Origin of the sequence: Rhizobium sp. SEMIA4064 (assembly GCF_003025035.1) — a bacterium.
Classification (GTDB): Bacteria; Pseudomonadota; Alphaproteobacteria; order Rhizobiales; family Rhizobiaceae; genus Rhizobium; species Rhizobium paranaense.
Genome location: NZ_PYJN01000005.1, coordinates 125,162 through 142,258, shown reverse-complemented (window position 1 = coordinate 142,258; position 17,097 = coordinate 125,162). Strand labels below are relative to the sequence as shown.

18 protein-coding genes are annotated in these 17,097 nt (G+C 62.0%); 11 read left to right on the top strand and 7 right to left on the bottom strand.

What is annotated here, in order from left to right; translation table 11 throughout:
* The first annotated feature begins 15 nt into the window (after positions 1-15).
* Positions 16-792 (top strand): bifunctional demethylmenaquinone methyltransferase/2-methoxy-6-polyprenyl-1,4-benzoquinol methylase UbiE, encoded by a 777-nt coding sequence (ubiE, locus tag C9E91_RS02470; RefSeq protein WP_107106785.1) that lies wholly within the window; start codon positions 16-18, stop codon positions 790-792.
* 62 nt (positions 793-854) lie between these two features.
* Positions 855-2,429: a 2-polyprenylphenol 6-hydroxylase gene (ubiB, locus tag C9E91_RS02465; RefSeq protein WP_107106784.1), complete on the top strand. Its 1,575-nt coding sequence runs from the start codon at positions 855-857 to the stop codon at positions 2,427-2,429.
* A 73-nt stretch (positions 2,430-2,502) separates the two neighbouring features.
* Here the strand turns inward: ubiB and C9E91_RS02460 are convergent, their stop codons facing one another.
* On the bottom strand, positions 2,503-2,835 hold the full coding sequence (locus C9E91_RS02460; RefSeq protein WP_107106783.1) for a DHCW motif cupin fold protein: 333 nt from the start codon (positions 2,833-2,835) through the stop codon (positions 2,503-2,505).
* 204 nt (positions 2,836-3,039) lie between these two features.
* Between C9E91_RS02460 and C9E91_RS02455 the strand changes: the two genes are divergently transcribed.
* The 7 genes from C9E91_RS02455 to C9E91_RS02425 all read left to right on the top strand — a co-directional run bounded on the left by C9E91_RS02455 (position 3,040) and on the right by C9E91_RS02425 (position 11,289).
* On the top strand, positions 3,040-4,623 hold the full coding sequence (locus C9E91_RS02455) for an aromatic amino acid lyase (RefSeq protein WP_107106782.1): 1,584 nt from the start codon (positions 3,040-3,042) through the stop codon (positions 4,621-4,623).
* A gap of 26 nt (positions 4,624-4,649) precedes the next feature.
* A complete protein-coding gene (gene ertD, locus C9E91_RS02450) occupies positions 4,650-6,032 on the top strand; it encodes a hydantoin-5-propionate amidohydrolase (RefSeq protein ID WP_107106781.1) in 1,383 nt (460 codons plus the stop codon).
* On the top strand, positions 6,032-7,306 hold the full coding sequence (locus C9E91_RS02445) for a Zn-dependent hydrolase (RefSeq protein ID WP_107106780.1): 1,275 nt from the start codon (positions 6,032-6,034) through the stop codon (positions 7,304-7,306). Before ertD ends, C9E91_RS02445 begins: the two co-directional genes overlap by 1 nt.
* Positions 7,307-7,309: 3 nt before the next feature.
* On the top strand, positions 7,310-8,410 hold the full coding sequence (gene ertC, locus C9E91_RS02440) for a thiohydantoin desulfurase (protein WP_107106779.1): 1,101 nt from the start codon (positions 7,310-7,312) through the stop codon (positions 8,408-8,410).
* 18 nt (positions 8,411-8,428) lie between these two features.
* A complete protein-coding gene (locus tag C9E91_RS02435) occupies positions 8,429-8,758 on the top strand; it encodes a TfoX/Sxy family protein (RefSeq protein WP_107106778.1) in 330 nt (109 codons plus the stop codon).
* Positions 8,759-8,832: 74 nt separating this feature from the next.
* Positions 8,833-10,494: a thiourocanate hydratase gene (ertB, locus tag C9E91_RS02430; protein ID WP_107106777.1), complete on the top strand. Its 1,662-nt coding sequence runs from the start codon at positions 8,833-8,835 to the stop codon at positions 10,492-10,494.
* A 126-nt stretch (positions 10,495-10,620) separates the two neighbouring features.
* Positions 10,621-11,289, top strand: coding sequence for a spermidine synthase (locus tag C9E91_RS02425; RefSeq protein WP_107106776.1), 669 nt, complete (start codon positions 10,621-10,623; stop codon positions 11,287-11,289).
* Positions 11,290-11,299: 10 nt separating this feature from the next.
* Here the strand turns inward: C9E91_RS02425 and C9E91_RS02420 are convergent, their stop codons facing one another.
* From C9E91_RS02420 to C9E91_RS02400, 5 genes are all read right to left on the bottom strand, one after another.
* A complete protein-coding gene (locus C9E91_RS02420) occupies positions 11,300-11,704 on the bottom strand; it encodes a GFA family protein (RefSeq protein ID WP_107106775.1) in 405 nt (134 codons plus the stop codon).
* A 5-nt stretch (positions 11,705-11,709) separates the two neighbouring features.
* A complete protein-coding gene (locus C9E91_RS02415; protein ID WP_107106774.1) occupies positions 11,710-12,192 on the bottom strand; it encodes an SRPBCC family protein in 483 nt (160 codons plus the stop codon).
* Positions 12,176-12,517, bottom strand: coding sequence for an ArsR/SmtB family transcription factor (locus C9E91_RS02410; RefSeq protein WP_107106773.1), 342 nt, complete (start codon positions 12,515-12,517; stop codon positions 12,176-12,178). Before C9E91_RS02410 ends, C9E91_RS02415 begins: the two co-directional genes overlap by 17 nt.
* A gap of 92 nt (positions 12,518-12,609) precedes the next feature.
* Positions 12,610-12,996, bottom strand: a complete 387-nt coding sequence (locus C9E91_RS02405) for a VOC family protein (RefSeq protein WP_107106772.1) — start codon at positions 12,994-12,996, stop codon at positions 12,610-12,612.
* A gap of 14 nt (positions 12,997-13,010) precedes the next feature.
* Positions 13,011-14,294, bottom strand: coding sequence for an MFS transporter (locus C9E91_RS02400; protein WP_107106771.1), 1,284 nt, complete (start codon positions 14,292-14,294; stop codon positions 13,011-13,013).
* Positions 14,295-14,390: 96 nt separating this feature from the next.
* Between C9E91_RS02400 and C9E91_RS02395 the strand changes: the two genes are divergently transcribed.
* Positions 14,391-15,266, top strand: a complete 876-nt coding sequence (locus C9E91_RS02395; protein WP_107106770.1) for a LysR family transcriptional regulator — start codon at positions 14,391-14,393, stop codon at positions 15,264-15,266.
* On the opposite strand, the gene C9E91_RS02390 is transcribed toward C9E91_RS02395, so the two are convergent.
* Positions 15,267-16,172 carry a LysR family transcriptional regulator gene (locus C9E91_RS02390; protein WP_107106769.1) on the bottom strand — a complete coding sequence of 302 codons (906 nt, stop codon included), beginning with the start codon at positions 16,170-16,172 and terminating at the stop codon, positions 15,267-15,269. It abuts the gene before it with no gap.
* A 119-nt stretch (positions 16,173-16,291) separates the two neighbouring features.
* On the opposite strand from C9E91_RS02390, the gene C9E91_RS02385 reads away from it, so the two are divergent.
* Positions 16,292-17,056, top strand: coding sequence for an SDR family oxidoreductase (locus C9E91_RS02385; protein WP_107106768.1), 765 nt, complete (start codon positions 16,292-16,294; stop codon positions 17,054-17,056).
* The last annotated feature ends 41 nt before the right edge of the window (positions 17,057-17,097 follow it).

Genomic DNA, 17,097 nt, shown 5'->3' with positions numbered 1-17,097 from the left:
AACGGAGTTGAGCTGATGGCAGAAAGCCGCACCTCCGCCGATGGCGGCATGGAAACATCCTATGGCTTCCGCGAAGTGGCCGATGGCGAGAAGCAAGGTCTCGTCAACGAGGTGTTCCACAAGGTCGCCAAACGCTACGACATCATGAACGACGTCATGTCCATGGGCCTGCACCGGGCCTGGAAGGATGCGATGATCGCCGCGCTCAATCCGCGCAAGGACCCTGCCTATAAGGTCCTCGACGTTGCCGGCGGTACGGGCGACATCGCCTTCCGCATCGTCGAGGCCTCGAACCGGCTGGCGCACGCCACCGTGCTCGATATCAACGGCTCGATGCTGGGTGTGGGCGCAGAGCGCGCTGCGAAGAAGAAGCTTACCGACAACCTCACCTTCGTCGAAGCCAACGCCGAGGAACTGCCCTTCGAGCCGAACTCCTTCGACGCCTATACGATCGCTTTCGGCATCCGCAACGTGCCGCGTATCGATGTGGCATTGAAGGAAGCCTACCGCGTGCTGAAGCGCGGCGGCCGGCTGCTGGTGCTGGAATTTTCCGAAGTCGACCTGCCGCTGCTCGACCGCGTCTACGATGCCTGGTCCTTCAACGCCATTCCACAGTTCGGCAAGGCAATCACCGGCGATGCCGAACCCTATCAGTACCTGGTGGAATCGATCCGCAAATTTCCGAACCAGCAGGATTTCGCGACGATGATCCGCGAGGCAGACTTTTCGCGCGTGAGCTTTACCAACTATACCGGCGGCATCGCCGCCCTGCACTCCGGCTGGAAGCTCTGACGCATGATACCGAAAAATGTGACGCGGTTTTCGGCTGGCATCCAGCGAGACATTGAGACCCGATGAGTGCTTTCACCGCATATTTCGGCCTCATCAGGGTCGGCTGGGTGATGGTGCGCGAAGGCGTGGTCATCGCGCTTCCGTCCGAGGGACTGCCGCCCTCCGTCAGCCTTGCGAAATCCTTCGTCAGCATTTTTGCCCGCAAGCGTGCCAAGACCCAGGCGCGCAGCGATCGTTTGGCCAAGGCGGTCGAGCGTCTCGGACCTTCCTATGTGAAGATCGGCCAGTTCCTGGCGACGCGACCCGATGTCGTCGGCGTCGACATGGCCAACGACCTTTCGCAATTGCAGGACCGCATGGCTTTCTTTCCGAATGCGGCGGCAAAGGCTGCAATCGAGGGTTCGCTCGGTCGCCCGCTCGACGATCTCTACGTAAGCTTTGACGAACCGATTGCCGCCGCGTCGATTGCGCAGGTGCATCCAGCGGAAGTGCAGACCGCGCAAGGCCGCAAGCGCGTTGCCGTCAAGGTCGTCCGGCCGGGCGTCCGCCAGCGCTTCGTCAACGATATCAAGGCGATGTATCTTGTTGCCGGTCTGCAGGAACGCTTCATGCCGTCGAGCCGCCGCTTGCGGCCTGTTGAAGTGACGCGGACACTGGAGCAGACGACCAAGGTCGAGATGGATCTGCGGCTCGAGGCGGCGGCTCTTTCCGAGATCGCCGAAAACACCGAGAAAGATCCAGGCTTCCGCGTCCCCAAGGTCGATTGGGAACGCACCGGCCGCGACGTCATCACCATGGAGTGGATCGACGGCGTCAAGATGTCCGATGTCGAGGGGCTGAAGGCCGCCGGCCACGATCTCAACCTGCTCGCCGACACGCTGATCCAGTCCTTCCTGCGACATACGCTACGCGACGGCTTCTTCCACGCCGACATGCATCCCGGCAATCTCTTCGTCGATGCCGAAGGGGAGATCGTCGCCGTCGACATGGGCATCGTCGGGCGCCTCGGCAAAAAGGAACGCCGCTTCCTGGCCGAAATTCTCTATGGCTTCATCACCCGCGACTATGTCCGTGTCGCCGAGGTGCATTTCGAGGCCGGCTACGTGCCGGCGCATCACAACACAGAGAGTTTCGCGCAGGCGATCCGCGCCATCGGCGAACCGATCCACGGCCAGCCGGCCGAAACGATCTCCATGGGCAAACTGCTGACACTGCTCTTCGAAGTGACCGAGCTTTTCGATATGGAGACGCGGCCGGAACTGGTGATGCTGCAGAAGACCATGGTCGTGGTCGAGGGCGTGTCGCGCATGCTCAATCCGCGCTTCAACATGTGGAAGGCGTCGGAACCCGTCGTCGGCGACTGGATTCGCACCAATCTCGGACCCAAGCGTATCGTAACCGACCTGAAGGACGGTTTGAAAGCGGCCGTGAAACTTGCCGAAGCCGTCCCCGAAATCGCGGCCAAGACCGAGAAATTCCACCACGAACTCCTCGCCATGAGCGAAAACGGTCTGCGCTTCGATCCGCAGACGGCGGAGGCGATCGGCAAGGCCGAGGCGAAGCACAGCCGTTCCGGACGCCTGGCGCTTTGGATCATCGCGCTCGTGCTGATTTATATTGCATGGCTTTTGAGCTGACCTGCTCCCGTGGCCGCGCCGTTGCGGCCAGGGCACTCGTATGCGCTATGTCGCGGTAGCCCCTTGGGCGATTTCAGTCGACGATGAACAACTTAACGCCTGTCTTCGTCGATGACCGGTGCGCGGCGTCGCCGAAATCGGACACTTGATAGCTCATCCCCTGCGTGAGGATCGATACCCGCCCATCCTTCAACTCGGAGATCAATTCGCCTTCGAGCACGTAGATAATGTGGCCTCGATCGCACCAATGATCGGCCACATAGCCGGGCGTATATTCAACAATTCGAACACGGATGTCGCCGATATTCAATGTCCGCCAGAGCGCATAGCCGCTTTCGCCTGTATGCTTGGTCGGCGAAATCTCATCCCAATTCGTTACTGTAAAAGGTAGTTCAGGAATCTTCATCGCCGCGCTTTTCCGAGATTGAGCGGATCGTTCGGCATAGAAACGGCGGCGACGTCCATTCGTCAATCCTGCCGCATTGCAGGGTGATGCAGCAGCCTGCTTTGCATGTACTTCTGCTCGCGCGGTATGGCAGGTGTTCGACATTTGGGATATCCCATTATCAATTATGCTCGCATAACCTCACGGGAAAGGAGAACCGCAAAGATGGAGCGTCAGAAGGCCGGCATCGAACTCACCGGGCAACCCCTGGGGTTCAGCGATCTGGTGCGGATCGGCGCTGGCGTCGTGATCCCCTCGGCATCGGAAAGCGGCCTGGTGCGCGTGCGCGCGGCGCGCGAAGTTCTCGAAAGCACGATCGAATCCGGCATGCCCGTCTATGGCTCGACCACCGGCGTTGGAGCGATGAAGGATGTGGAGTGGTCGCCGGAAGACCTCGACACCTTCAATCTTGGCCTGGTACGCGCCCATCATTTCGGCACCGGGGCACCCTTTTCCTTGTCCGTCGTGCGCAATGCCATGGCGATCCGGGTCAATACCGCGCTTACCGGCCGGGTCGGCTGCTCGCCGGAACTGATCGACGCCTATCTCCAGCTTCTGCATGCGGATGTCATTCCCGTCGTCCGCCGCACCGGCTCGATCGGCTGCGCCGATATTGGCCTGATGGGGCAGATCGGCGCGGTGCTGACCGGGGTCGGCGAAGCGGTCTATCACGGCCGGCGCATGCAGGCGGCGGATGCCTTTGCCGCGGCAGGCATCAAGCCGGTGAGGATGCTGCCGCGCGACAGCCTGGCGTCGCTCAGCGTCAACGCCGTCAGTTTCGCGGCGGCCGCCGAAACGACCCGCAATGCCGCCTCCTCGATCCGCGTATTGCTCGCGACCGGCATGATGGCGGCCGGCGCGCTCGGTGCCTCGCGTGATCCCTGGCACGCGGTACGACACGTCGGCACGGCGCGCGAAGCCCTGATCGGTGCATGGCTTTGCAAAGCCTCCGACGAATGGCCATGGCCCGTCGCGACACATGTGCAGGACCCCTTAAGCTTACGCATGATCGGCCAGGTCTTCGGCGCGGTGATCGAAAATCTTCTGGCCGCCGGTCATAAGATCCTGGCGGCGACGGGCCGCTCCGACGACAATCCCGTCATCGTCGACGGTCGCGTCATGACATCGGGTGGTTCCCTGCCACTCGACGTGACCATCTTGCTCGAGGCTGCGGTCATCTGCATGGCGCATGCGGCGCGCAATGCCTTCAATCGTTGCGTCCTGCTCGGCAATGGCCAACGGCGCGGCCTGCCGGTCAATCTGGTGCCCGAAGGCAAGATCGCCACCGGCTTCGGCCCGATCATCAAGCTTGCCGGCGAGATCTTTTCGCGGGTGCTGTCCATGTCCAATCCGGTCTCGGCGCAGTCACTGGTGGTTGCCGCCGGCATGGAGGATGAAGCCGCCTTCTTGCCGCTGGTGATCGAACGTTTCGAGCGGCAGATGCGGGCGCTGAAGCGTCTTGCGGCACTGGAAGCCCTGCTCTCGGCGCAGGCGATCGACATTCTCGGCGACACGCCGGAAGGTGTGGCGCGCATGCTCTACGACGTCGTGCGCAAACATGCGGACTTCTATGTCGTCGACCGACCGTTATCGGCCGAAGTTGAAGCGATCGAAGAGGAACTGGCCTCAGAAGCCTTCGTGTCCGAGATGATCGCCCATGCGCCGATCCTCGCCTATGATGACTTCTTCGCCCTCGGCTCGCTGGAGCGAGTGGAAGAGCGGCTCTATCACGACACTGTCGCGATCTGATCAACCGGTGAACGGGGAGACTGGATATGGCTGATTTCGATCTCGTTCTGCAGGGCACCGTGGTTCTTCCCGAACGCATCGTGGAAGAGGGTTATGTTGCCGTGCGCGATGGCAAGATCGCAGAGATCGGCATCGGCACCCCACCCGCAGCGCGCGAACGGCATCTGCTCGGCAAAGCAATGATCCTGCCCGGCGCGATCGATGCGCAGGTCCATTCGCTCTCCCAGAAAGACCAGGAGGATTTCATCTGGTCGACGCGCTCGGCAGCCGCCGGCGGCGTTACCACCATAGTCGACATGCCCTATGACGAGGGCAATCTGGTCTGCTCGGCAGCGGCGGTGAAAAAGAAGATCGATCGTGCCGCGCCGCAAGCCCGCGTAGACTTTGCGCTTTACGGCACGGTCGACCCGGAGGAAGGGCCTGCACGCATCCGCGAAATGGTCGAGGCCGGCGTCGCCGCCTTCAAATTCTCCACATTCGGCACGGACCCGAAGCGCTTCCCGCGCATTCCGCCGGCCCTGCTCGACGCCTGCTTCGCGGCGATCGCACCGACGGGGCTGACGGCCGGTGTGCACAATGAGGATGATGAAGCCGTCCGCACCTATATGGAGCAGGTGAAGGCGAGCGGTATCAGCGACTATCGCGCACACGGCCTGTCACGACCGCCGATCACCGAACTGCTTGCCATGCATACGATCTTCGAGACGGGCGCGGACACCGGCTGCCCGGCGCATGTGGTGCATTGCTCGCTCGGCCGCGGCTACGATATTGCCCGCGCCTACCGCCGCGACGGCTTCGAGGCGACGGTGGAGTGCTGCATTCACTACCTGACGCTGGACGAGGAAAACGACGTGAAGCGCCTTGGCGGCAAGGCAAAGATCAATCCGCCGATCCGCCCGCGTGCCGAAGTGGAGACGCTGTGGCGCAAGGTGGCGGAAGGCAATGTCTGGCTTGTCTCGACCGACCATGTCAGTTGGTCGGAAAACCGCAAGACCAATCCGGACATGCTGGCAAACGCATCGGGTGTTCCGGGCCTCGAAGTCATGGTGCCGCTCTTCGTCAAGGGCGCGCTGGAGCGCGGCGTGCCGCTCACCTGGGCGGCGAAGCTGATGGCGGAAAATCCCGCAAGGCACTTCCGCCTCGACCATATCAAGGGGGCGCTAACCCCTGGCAAGGATGCCGATATCGTGGTGCTGGAACCGCGCGAAACCGTCTACGATGCTGCTTCGAGCGGCAACAATGTCGTCGGCTGGAGCCCCTATAACGGCATCCGCCTGCCTTGGACGGTATCCGCCACCTATCTTAGGGGCAAGCAGATTACTGACGGAAACAAAGTATTGGCCGAGCCGGGCAGCGGCAGATTTGTCCACCCGCTTCCTCGCCAGATTATCGCCGGAGAGACTGCCTGATGAACCAACCAAAACGCCACAACCTGCCTGTCAACGCCGATCGCATCGCCGAGGATATCGAGGCGCTGGCTGGCATCACGGAACCCGATCACCCCTGGACACGCCGCGCCTTCTCGCCGCTGTTTCTGAAAGGTCGCACTTACATTGAGGCGCGCATGAAGGCGGCGGGGCTCACGACGCGCATCGATGCCGCCGGCAATCTGATCGGCCGGCGCGCGGGCGCAAAATCCGGTCTCGGCACGATCCTCGTCGGATCGCATTCCGACACCGTACCCGATGGCGGCCGCTTCGACGGCATTGCCGGCACCATTGCTGCGCTCGAAGTTGCGCGCTCCCTTAAAGATCGCGATATCGAGCTGGATCATGATCTGGAGATCGTCGATTTCCTGGCCGAAGAGGTCAGCATCTTCGGCGTATCCTGCATCGGCAGCCGCGGCATGACCGGGCAGATCCCCGAGGCGTGGCTTTCCCGCGTGAGCGGTGACCGCACGCTTTCGCAGGGCATTGCAGAGGTCGGCGGCGACCCGTCGGTGCTGCTCGCCCAGAAGCGCCCGGATCTCGCAGGCTTCCTGGAACTGCATATCGAGCAGGGACCGGTGCTGGAGGCAGAGAACAAGGATATCGGCATCGTCACCGCGATCGCCGGCATCACGCGCATCGAGATCACCGTGGAAGGCCGCGCCGACCATGCCGGCACAACGCCGATGGACCGCCGCGCGGATGCGCTGGTGGCCGCCTCGCAGCTCGTGCTCGATATCCGGAGCCGAGCGGCCGAGCAGGCGAAGACGCCGGGCCATTTCGCCGCCACCGTGGGCGAATTCCGCATCGAGCCGAATGCCGCCAATGTCGTGCCGTCCAAGGTGGTGCTGCTGATCGACGGCCGCGCCGAAATCCGCAGCGACATGGAAGAGTTCCTGGCCTGGATCGACGCTGCAGTGCAACGGATAGCGGAAGCTTACGGAGTGACCATCAAGTCGCCGGTCCGTGTCTCCGATAATTTCCCGACGCCGGGCGCTCCGGTTCTGCTGGAAACGCTGGAGCGCGCCTGCGACACGGTCGGTGCTAAGCATCGCCGCATGGCCTCCGGCGCCGGCCACGACACGGCGTGGATCGCCAAGGTCGCACCGGCAGCGATGATCTTCGTGCCCTGCAAGGAAGGCCGAAGCCATTGCGCCGAGGAATGGGCCGAGAATGATGACATCGCCATGGGCGCGGCCGTTCTGTTCGAAGCGGTGCGCGACATGGACAGGAACCTCAAGCAAAACCGGGAGTAGCCAATGGGACGCGTACTCGTTGCCAAGGATGTGGAAGCGGCCGTCAAGGGTGGCTCCGTTTACGCTGCCGGCGGCGGCGGCTGGGCCGATCACGGCCGCATGCTCGGCTATGCGGCCGTCAACGTCGGCAAGCCGGAGCTGGTGTCGATCGACGAGCTCGACGACAACGACTGGATCGCAACGGCCGCCGCCATTGGCGCGCCTGCCTCCACGACCGCCTGGGAAATGCAGGGCATCGATTACGTGAAAGCCGTGCAACTGCTGCAGGACGAGCTTGGCGAAAAGCTTTCCGGCCTGATCATCGGCCAGAATGGTAAGTCCTCGACGCTGAACGGCTGGCTGCCATCGGCCATCCTCGGAACGAAGGTCGTGGACGCGGTCGGCGACATCCGCGCCCATCCGACGGGCGACATGGGCTCGATCGGCATGGCGGGTTCGCCCGAGCAGATGATCCAGACCGCGGTCGGCGGCAACCGCGCCGAGAACCGCTATATCGAGCTGGTCGTGAAGGGCGCGACGGCGAAGATTTCGCCGATCCTGCGCGCGGCCTCCGACCAGTCCGGCGGTTTCATCGCCTCCTGCCGCAACCCGCTGCGCGCCTCCTATGTCCGCACGCATGCGGCGCTGGGCGGCATCTCCATGGCGCTTTCGCTCGGCGAAGCGATCATCGAGGCAGAGAAGAAGGGCGGCAGCGCCGTCATAGACGCGATCTGCAAGACCACCGGCGGCCATATCCTGGCCGAAGGCACGATCACCAGGAAGGATGTCGTCTACACGAAGGAAGCCTTCGATATCGGCACCGTCACGGTCGGCAGCGGCGAGAAGGCCGTGGTCATGCATGTGATGAACGAATACATGGCGGTCGAAGATGCCGGCGGCAAGCGCCTTGCGACCTTCCCCTCCGTCATCACCACGCTGTCGCCGGAAGGCGAGCCCTTAAGCGTCGGTCACTTGCGCGAAGGCATGCACGTCTTCATCCTGCATGTGCCGATGGATATCATTCCGCTGTCTGCCAGCGTGCTCGATCCGACCGTCTATCCCTCTGTCGAAAAAGCCATGGGGATAGAGATCGCGAAATACGCTCTGGCCGGCAAGAAAGGCTGACAGCACCGGGAGAAGACAATGGCACGCGACGCAGGTCTTGAGGAATTGCTGAAAGAAGAAATCGGGCAACGGCCGGGCCTCAGCGAAAAAACGATGTTCGGGGGTTGGGCCCTTCTGCTCAACGGCAACTTGCTTTGCGGCGCCCGCGACGACGGCATGCTGATCCGCCTCGGCAAGGGCAATGATGCCTGGGCGCTGGAGCAGCGTGATATCAAACCCATGTTGTCAGGCGGCCGCGAAATGCAGGGATGGGTGCGCGCCGGGCCGGAAGCCTATGGCAACGACATGCTACGCAAGCGACTGCTTTTGGCCGCGCTGAATTTCGTTGAAGGCCTGCCGCCGAAATGAATGCCGAGGGGTGCCACCCTCTTCTCCTCATCGGGGAGGAGAAGGAAGACCACCAAACAAGAGGTAAGAGGACCATGCCGAAAGCCAATCCACGTCACCCGAAATTCCCCATTCCGGGCGGCCCGGAGCTGCGTGCCAAAGGCTGGCGGCAGGAGGCCCTGCTGCGCCTGCTCGAAAACGTGCTCTCGGTCGGCGAAGATCCAGACAATCTTGTCGTCTACGCAGCCCTCGGCAAGGCGGCCCGCAATTGGGCAGCACATAAGGGCATCGTGAAGGCGCTGACGGAAATGGATGAGAACCAGACGCTGCTCATTCAATCCGGCAAGCCGATCGGCCTCATCCGCACGCATGACAAGGCGCCGCTCGTCATCATGGCGAACTGCAATATCGTCGGGCAGTGGGCGAAGGCAGAAGTGTTCTACGAACTGCAGCGCAAGGGGCTGATCTGCTGGGGTGGGCTGACGGCCGGCGCCTGGCAATATATCGGCAGCCAGGGCGTGATCCAGGGCACCTACGAAATCTTCATGCGCATCGCCGAGCGCCGCTTCGGCGGCGATCTCTTCGGCCGCTTCGTTTTGACCGCCGGTCTCGGCGGAATGGGCGGCGCGCAGCCTCTCGCCGGCCGCATGGCGGGTGCCGCGATCCTCTGCGTCGACATCGATGCGGAGCGCGCCAGGAAACGCCAGGACATCGGCTATCTGCAGGAGATCGCGCCCGATCTCGATTCCGCGCTGGCGATGATCGACGCCGCGGTCAAGGAAAAGCGGGCGCTTTCCGTCGGCCTCGTCGGCAATGCGGCCGAGATCTACCCTGAGATCGCACGGCGCGGCATCGTGCCCGATATCGTCACCGATCAGACCTCCGCCCACGATCTCGTCTATGGCTATGTGCCAAAGGGCATGAGCCTGCAACAGGTTCGGGATTTGCGCGACGATGGCCAGGGCCAGCTCATGGCAGCCAGCCGCGCCTCCATCGTCGAGCATGTGAAGGCCATGCTGGACTTCCAGAAGAAGGGCTCCGAAGTCTTCGACAACGGCAACCTGATCCGCACCCAGGCGAAGGAAGGCGGCGTTGCCAACGCCTTCGATATCCCGATCTTCACCGAAGCCTATCTGCGGCCGCTCTTCTGCCGCGCCATCGGTCCATTCCGCTGGATGGCGCTTTCGGGCGAGGAAAGCGATATAGCCCGCATCGACGATCTGCTGCTGGAGATGTTCCCGGACAATAAGATCATCACCAACTGGATCCGCCTTGCCCGCCAGCATGTGCCCTTCGAAGGGCTGCCGGCGCGCATCGCTTGGCTTGGCCATGGCGAGCGCACAGCACTTGCCCGCCGCGTCAACGAGCTTGTGGCAAGCGGCGAGCTGAGGGGGCCGATCGCCTTTTCGCGCGACCATCTCGATGCCGGCGCCATGGCGCATCCGAATATCATGACCGAGCGCATGAAGGATGGCTCCGACGCCATCGCCGACTGGCCGCTGATCGACGCCATGATGCTCTGCTCATCCATGGCCGATCTCGTCGTCGTCCATTCCGGCGGCGGCGGCTATGCCGGCTATATGACGAGCTGTGGCGTCACCGTGGTCGCCGATGGCACGCCGGCGGCCGATGAACGGCTCGATCACGCGCTGACCAATGACACGGCGCTTGGTGTCATGCGCTATGCCGACGCCGGCTATGAGGAAGCGCTGGACGAAGTTGCGAAAAAGGATGTGCCCTATATCCGTCTCGGATAAGCACGTCTGTTATTTGCAGCTTTGAAAGACTATGGTCCCGGGCAATTCGAAACGACCTATTTTACATGCAATTCCGGACGGAAAGCGGCTCACGCATTTTTCCTGGAATTGCTTTGGAGAGTGCCCGTGATCCCCTGGACCTTGCTCGACACTGCGAAAATCCCCGGTGGCGGCGAGCTGCGCTTGAAGCAGCGCGGCCAGGAATTCTCCATCATGCTCGGCACCAACGAGCTGATGAACAGCCGCTTGAGCGGCTCGGAGCGGGCACTAGCCACGCTTTCCTACGAAAAGATCAAGGACCGGAAGGCGCCGCACATCCTGATCGGCGGCCTCGGCATGGGCTTTACCTTGCGGGCAGCCCTCGGTGAACTCGGTGCGGACGCCAAGGTCACGGTTGCGGAGCTGGTTCCGGCCGTCGTCACATGGGCACGCGGGCCGATGGCAATAGTCTTCAACGGCTGCCTCGACGACCCGCGCGTCGCCATCCACGAAGGCGATGTGCGTCCGCTCATCCGAGCCCGCAAGGCGACATACGACGCCATCCTGCTCGATGTCGACAACGGCCCGGATGGCATCACATCAGAAGCCAATGACGGTCTTTACGATTATCAGGGATTGAAGGCAGCACGCGATGCGCTGCGGCCCGGTGGCGTGCTCGCGGTCTGGTCTTCGGGACCTGACGATCGCTTCACACGGCGGCTGCGCGACAGCGGTTTTGCCGCCGAGGTGGTCAATACGCGCGCCAATGGCAAAAGCGGCGCCCGTCATGTCATCTGGTTGGCTACCAAAGGCTAGAACCCTTTCGCTAAAGATAACGCGTTTCCTCCGGCGCGCGATCGAAGCGATCATCGCGGCCGTCAAAATATCCGACGGGAAGCGAGGCGAGTTCTTCATCCGTGGCATCGTCCAGGCAGCTAATGCTGATTGCGTAGAATTTGCCGCCGAGTGCGGGATTTTCACCCCAGTTGAAAGAACTGATGCCGCAACTCTTGCAGAAGAGATGATGCAGGATGCGCGGGCCGAATTGATATTCGCCGATGCTGTCCTCGCCCGAGGTCAGGCGGAAATCTGCTGGCGTGGCGACGGCCAGCCAATTGCGCTTTTTCCTGCAGATCGAGCAGTTGCATTTGAAGGTGCCGCCCTGCAGATCGAGATCAGCTTCATAAGCGACGGCGCCGCAATGGCAGCTTCCATGATAGGTCTTTTTCATCACTCTCATCCTTCCCTTGAGGTGGCTTCTGCGTAGGCGACGTATTTGTCGAGGGCCTGCTCCCAGCCGCCGGTCTGCAATCTTAGTTCGGTGTCGTCGGGCAGTTCGACCTTGCGGAAGATGAGGCGTGTCTTCTCGCCAAGCTCTTGAAATTCCACGGTCACCTGCATCGAGTGGCCGGATTTTCCATCCAGATTTTCCCAGGCGAAGGTGAAGACGAGGCGCTCGGGCGGGACGATCTCCAGATAGCGCCCGTGGCTCCAATATTCCCTGCCCTCTGGTGTCAAAATGCAATGCCGCCAGGCGCCGCCTTCGTGAAGGTCGACGGAGACGAATGGCGCCGTCATGTTCTGCGGCCCCCACCAGCGCATCAGATGTTCCGGCTCGGTCCAGATGCGAAACAGCAGGGCGCGCGGCGCGGCAATATCGCGGGTCAGCACGATCTCGCGCGGTGGCCGCATGCTGCCGCCCTCAGTTGCTGGGGTCATTCTTTCCTCCCTTTTGCAATAGTTCCGCGTAAGCTTCCAGGCGATCAAGGTTGTCGTTCCAGAACTGACGGTAGCTCTCCAGCCAGTCATCGACCTGCCGCAGCGGCTTCGGCTCCAGCCGGCAAGGCCGCCATTGCGCTTCCCTCCCCTTCGAGATCAGCCCGGCCTTTTCCAGCACCTTCAGATGCTTGGAGACAGCGACCAGCGACATGTCGAAGGGTTCGGCCAGTTCGGAAACGGATGCCTCGCCAGTCGCCAACCGCGCCAGGATTGCCCGGCGGGTTGGGTCAGCCAAGGCGGAAAGGGTGATGCTCAATGTGTCCATGCGACTTCATAAACCATATAGTTAATTAACTAATAGGTTTATTATAGGCCGCAACAATGCTCTGTCGAGAAGCGCCGGTCGGCGGGGCAATCTCAGGAAATGTTGTTGGATACTTCGATCAGATTCTGATCCGGATCGCGGAAATAGACCGAGAGAATGGGGCCGGTCGCGCCGGTTCGGCGGACGGGACCTTCTTCGATCGCAACGCCCTCGGCATGCAAGTGAGCTGTGATGTCATCGAGCGGAGTGGTGCTGATGAAACAAATGTCGGCCGAGCCCGGTGTCGGCCGATCGGCCTTGGGCTCGAACTCGTGGCCGGCGCGGTGCAGATTGATTTTCTGGTTGCCAAAGGTGAGAGCCTTGCGGCCCTCGCCGAAAGTTTCGACGCCCATGCCGAGAACGCGGACATAGAAATCGCAGCTTTCATCGATGCTCGCAACCGTGAGCACCAGATGATCGAGATGGTCGATGCGGATCATGGCGGCCTCCGGCCTCAACGACGCGCCAGTCTGGCAACGGCAAGGGCGCTAATGACACACATTGCCAGCATGACGAGGATGAAGGCAACCACGGCATTCCAGCCGTCGGCAAGCCAGAAATAGCCGCCGACCGAACCGGCAATGCTGGAGCCAAGATAGTAGGCGAGCAGGTAGAGCGAGGAGGCGTGTCCCTTGAAGTTGCGAGCAAGCCGTCCCACAAGCGCGCTGGCGACGGAATGGGTCATGAAGAAGCCGATCGTCACCAGAACGATGCCGAGGATGATGAGCGGCAGGGAGCTGAAAAGCGTCACCGCCGCACCAAGCGCCGCGATCAATACGCCCGCCGGCAGCACGACGAAATGGCCGATGCGATCGCCGAGTAGACCCGCGACCCATGAGGCGGCGATGCCGAAGAGATAGGCGGTAAAGATCAGGCCGAGCTCGGTCTGGCTGAGGTCATAGGGATCGGCGACGAGGCGGAAACCGGCATAGTTATAGACCGTGACGAAGGAGCCCATGACGAGAAAGCCGATGGCGAACAGCAGCGGCAACGCCGGGTTACGGAAGTGGCCGCTCCAGGCCTTCAGGTGGAAGGCGGCATCAAATCCCTTGCGCGGCGTGAAATTGCGCGACGGCGGCAGAAGATAGAGGAAGCCGATGGAGGCGATCAGGCCAAGAATGCCGACAGCGGCCAGTGCCGGCCGCCAGCTCAGGAATTCAGCAATCGTACCCGTGACCACGCGGCCAGCCATGCCGCCAAAGGCATTGCCGGCGATATAGAGACCCATGGCGCTACCGAGGCCGCGCGGTTCGATCTCTTCAGCCAGGTAGGTCATGGCAACGGCGGGCACACCACCCAGCAGGAAACCCTCGAGCGCGCGGGCGACGAGCAGCATATGCCAGCTCGGCGAGACCGCACAGACGAGCGTACAGATTGCTGCGCCCAACAGCGATATGAACATCAGGCTGCGTCGGCCGAGGCTTTCGGAAACGGCGGCCGCGCCGAAGATCGCGAAGGCCAGGAAGCCGGTCGAAAGCGACAGCGACAGCGAACTTGCAGCCGGCGTGACACCGAAATCCTCGGAGAAAATCGGCATTAGCGGCTGCACGCAATAGAGCAGCGAGAAGGTGGCAAAACCCGAGAGAAACAGGGCAATGGTGGCGCGGCGGAAGGCGGGCGTGCCGCGCGTGAGGAATTGGCGGGACTCGGCCGGCGGCTCATTTCTGACGAGCGTCAGTTCGGGACGGGATGGGACTTCGGAAGCAATGGTTTGCTGCTTGCTGGCGGCGCGGAACATGGGGCACACAACCTTTCTTGCCCCGGAATCTAGTCAGATCCGCTTCATTAGTCCAATATATGGAACAGGCGATCTCAATAGCTTTTGGAGATAGCGATGGAGCTGCGTCATATCCGTTATTTTCTGGCGCTGGCGGAAGCGGGAAATTTCACCCGAGCCGCCGCCAAGCTCGGCATCGGCCAGCCGCCGCTCAGCCAACAGATCCGCGATCTCGAAAACGAGGTGGGCGCGATGCTGTTTCACCGTGTTCCCCATGGGGCAGAGTTGACGGAGGCGGGAGAGGCTTTCCTCAGCGAAGCCAAAGCCGCCGTGGATGCGGCGGAAAAAGCCAAACTTGCCGCCCAGCGCGCCAATCGCGGCGAGATTGGCCGGCTGGCGCTCGGCTTTACCGCCTCTTCCGCCTTCAACACGATCGTCACGGAAACCATCCGCGAGTTTCGAGGCCATTGGCCCGAAGTGAGGCTGTCGCTCACGGAGATGAACACCAACGCGCTGATGGAGCGGCTGATGCGCGGCGAGATCGATGCCGCCTTTATTCGTCCTGGCCTGGAAGACCCACGGGATGTCCGGCTGAAGCGCTTTGCCGACGAGCCGATGCTGATCGCGCTGCCAGCGCATCATCCGCTGGCAGAAAAGGAACGCGTACCGATCGCGGCATTGGCCGGTGAGCCCTTCATTCTCTTTCCGCGCATGGTGGGGCTCAGCCTCTATGACGATATCGTTGGAGCTTGCCGCGAAGCGGGATTTGAGCTGGTGGTGATGCAGGAAGCGCCGCAGATTCCCTCCGTCGTCAATCTCGTCGCCGCCAATCTGGGCGTTTCCATCGTTCCGGCTTCGATCGCACAGATCAAGCTCGACGGCGTGGCCTATCGGCAGATCGATGGGCCGCCGGTCGTGGCACGGCTTGGCCTCGCGAGCCTCAAGGCGCAGCGATCGCCTGTCGTTGCCAATCTCATGAGCCTGATCGCGTAGTCAGCGGTTTCGCTCCCAATAGGGCGGATCGCCGAACGCCTGCTTCAGATGGTCGGCGATGGCTCGGAGCTTTGCCGAGGGATTGCGCCCCTCGGGATGGGCCATGAAGATGAACTCCGGTTCGGGCCGGTAGCCGACGTCGATCTCGACAAGCCGCCCCTCCCCGATCGCCGGGCCTGCGATGAAGACCGGCAACAATGCGATCCCCAAGCCGGCGACGGCGGCATCGTGGATGACATCGCCATTGTTGACGCCGAATGCCAGCTTCCCTCTGATGACGACAGCGCCATCGGGCCCTTGGAAACGCCAGTCGGCCACGCCGCGATTGCTGTAGAAAATACCGCGATGGTTCTCGAGATCGGATAGCGATGTTGGCCTGCCGTGACGGCTGAGATAGTCCGGCGACGCCACGAGAAGGCGGCGGCTGCGGGCAAGCTTCCAGGCAACGAGGCGCGAATCGGCAATCAGGCCATGGCGAATGATGGCGTCATAGCCGTCCGAGGAGGCATCGACACGCCGGTCGTCGAGATCGAGCGTCAATTCAATTTCAGGGTGATCGGCCAGAAAGGGATAGAGCGCCGGACCGAGATGCATGCGGCCGAAGGTGACGGGGGCAGTGATGCGCAAGGGGCCCGCCAATGTGCCACGTCGCCTGGCCAGATCGGCCGCCGCCTCCCGCACATCGTGCACGATCCGAGACGCGCGCTCCAGGAAAGCAGCACCATCCTCCGTCAATGTCAACTTACGGGTCGTGCGATGCAGCAGCGTCGCGCCGAGCGTCTTCTCCATTTCCGCCAACCGCTCGCTGACGACGGATTTCGACAGGCGCAGCCGGCGCGCGGCTTCACTGATCGATCCCGCTTCGGCAACGGCCACAAAAGCAGCGATTCCTTCAATCTTGAGCATCGTTCGGCAATCCCGAATTCGAATTCCATGATTAGAAGACTAATCCGAACGATCGAAAAATACCATTCTCTGCGCATCGGACGGAACAACAGACACGTCCACACACAGGAGATGGAACAATGAACCGCTTGAATGGAAAAGTCGCAATCGTCACCGGCGCCAGCTCCGGCATTGGCCGCGCCACCGCAAAACTCTTCGCTGCCGAAGGTGCCAAAGTTATCGTGGGCGCCCGGCGTGGGGCCGAGTTGGAAAGCCTTGTTGCAGAAATCAAGGCTGCGGGCGGCAAAGCGGCCGCGCTTGCCGGTGACGTGCGTTCGGAAGATTACCACAAGGCATTGGTCGCCCTTGCCGTCGAGCGCTATGGCAAGCTCGACATCGCCTTCAACAATGCCGGCACGCTGGGCGAAGCCGGCCCGAGCACTGAGGTTTCCGAGGCAGGTTTTAGCGATGCGCTCGCAATCAACTTGACCGCTTCCTTCCTCGCCGCAAAGCATCAGATCGGCGAAATGGTCAAGAATGGAGGCGGCTCGGTGATCTTCACGTCGACCTTTGTAGGCTACAGCTTTGCCTTCCCCGGCGTTGCCGCTTATGCCGCCAGCAAGTCCGGCCTGATCGGCCTGACGCAGGCACTCGCGGCCGAATTCGGCCAGCAGAATGTGCGGGTCAATGCCGTGCTGCCGGGCGCCGTCGATACCGACATGTATCGCGAGATGAACGACACTCCCGACAAGCAGGGCTTCATCACCAATCTGCATGCGCTGAAGCGTGTCGCCGGTCCTGACGAACTGGCCCGCTCGGTCCTCTACCTCGCCTCCGATGATGCAAGCTTCGTCACCGGTACTGCATCGCTGGTCGATGGCGGCGCCTCGATCACGCGTACCTAACCACGTACGGAATGACTGAAGAAAGGCCGCGGACCCTCTCC

What these genes read in the sequence shown, in the direction of transcription:
- ubiE (WP_107106785.1), top strand. Translation starts at nt 16, where the DNA reads ATGGCAGAAAGCCGCACCTCCGCCGATGGCGGCATGGAAACATCCTAT.
- ubiB (WP_107106784.1), top strand. Translation starts at nt 855, where the DNA reads ATGAGTGCTTTCACCGCATATTTCGGCCTCATCAGGGTCGGCTGGGTG.
- C9E91_RS02460 (WP_107106783.1), bottom strand. Translation starts at nt 2,835, where the DNA reads ATGAAGATTCCTGAACTACCTTTTACAGTAACGAATTGGGATGAGATT.
- C9E91_RS02455 (WP_107106782.1), top strand. Translation starts at nt 3,040, where the DNA reads ATGGAGCGTCAGAAGGCCGGCATCGAACTCACCGGGCAACCCCTGGGG.
- ertD (WP_107106781.1), top strand. Translation starts at nt 4,650, where the DNA reads ATGGCTGATTTCGATCTCGTTCTGCAGGGCACCGTGGTTCTTCCCGAA.
- C9E91_RS02445 (WP_107106780.1), top strand. Translation starts at nt 6,032, where the DNA reads ATGAACCAACCAAAACGCCACAACCTGCCTGTCAACGCCGATCGCATC.
- ertC (WP_107106779.1), top strand. Translation starts at nt 7,310, where the DNA reads ATGGGACGCGTACTCGTTGCCAAGGATGTGGAAGCGGCCGTCAAGGGT.
- C9E91_RS02435 (WP_107106778.1), top strand. Translation starts at nt 8,429, where the DNA reads ATGGCACGCGACGCAGGTCTTGAGGAATTGCTGAAAGAAGAAATCGGG.
- ertB (WP_107106777.1), top strand. Translation starts at nt 8,833, where the DNA reads ATGCCGAAAGCCAATCCACGTCACCCGAAATTCCCCATTCCGGGCGGC.
- C9E91_RS02420 (WP_107106775.1), bottom strand. Translation starts at nt 11,704, where the DNA reads ATGAAAAAGACCTATCATGGAAGCTGCCATTGCGGCGCCGTCGCTTAT.
- C9E91_RS02415 (WP_107106774.1), bottom strand. Translation starts at nt 12,192, where the DNA reads ATGACCCCAGCAACTGAGGGCGGCAGCATGCGGCCACCGCGCGAGATC.
- C9E91_RS02410 (WP_107106773.1), bottom strand. Translation starts at nt 12,517, where the DNA reads ATGGACACATTGAGCATCACCCTTTCCGCCTTGGCTGACCCAACCCGC.
- C9E91_RS02405 (WP_107106772.1), bottom strand. Translation starts at nt 12,996, where the DNA reads ATGATCCGCATCGACCATCTCGATCATCTGGTGCTCACGGTTGCGAGC.
- C9E91_RS02400 (WP_107106771.1), bottom strand. Translation starts at nt 14,294, where the DNA reads ATGTTCCGCGCCGCCAGCAAGCAGCAAACCATTGCTTCCGAAGTCCCA.
- C9E91_RS02395 (WP_107106770.1), top strand. Translation starts at nt 14,391, where the DNA reads ATGGAGCTGCGTCATATCCGTTATTTTCTGGCGCTGGCGGAAGCGGGA.
- C9E91_RS02390 (WP_107106769.1), bottom strand. Translation starts at nt 16,172, where the DNA reads ATGCTCAAGATTGAAGGAATCGCTGCTTTTGTGGCCGTTGCCGAAGCG.
- C9E91_RS02385 (WP_107106768.1), top strand. Translation starts at nt 16,292, where the DNA reads ATGAACCGCTTGAATGGAAAAGTCGCAATCGTCACCGGCGCCAGCTCC.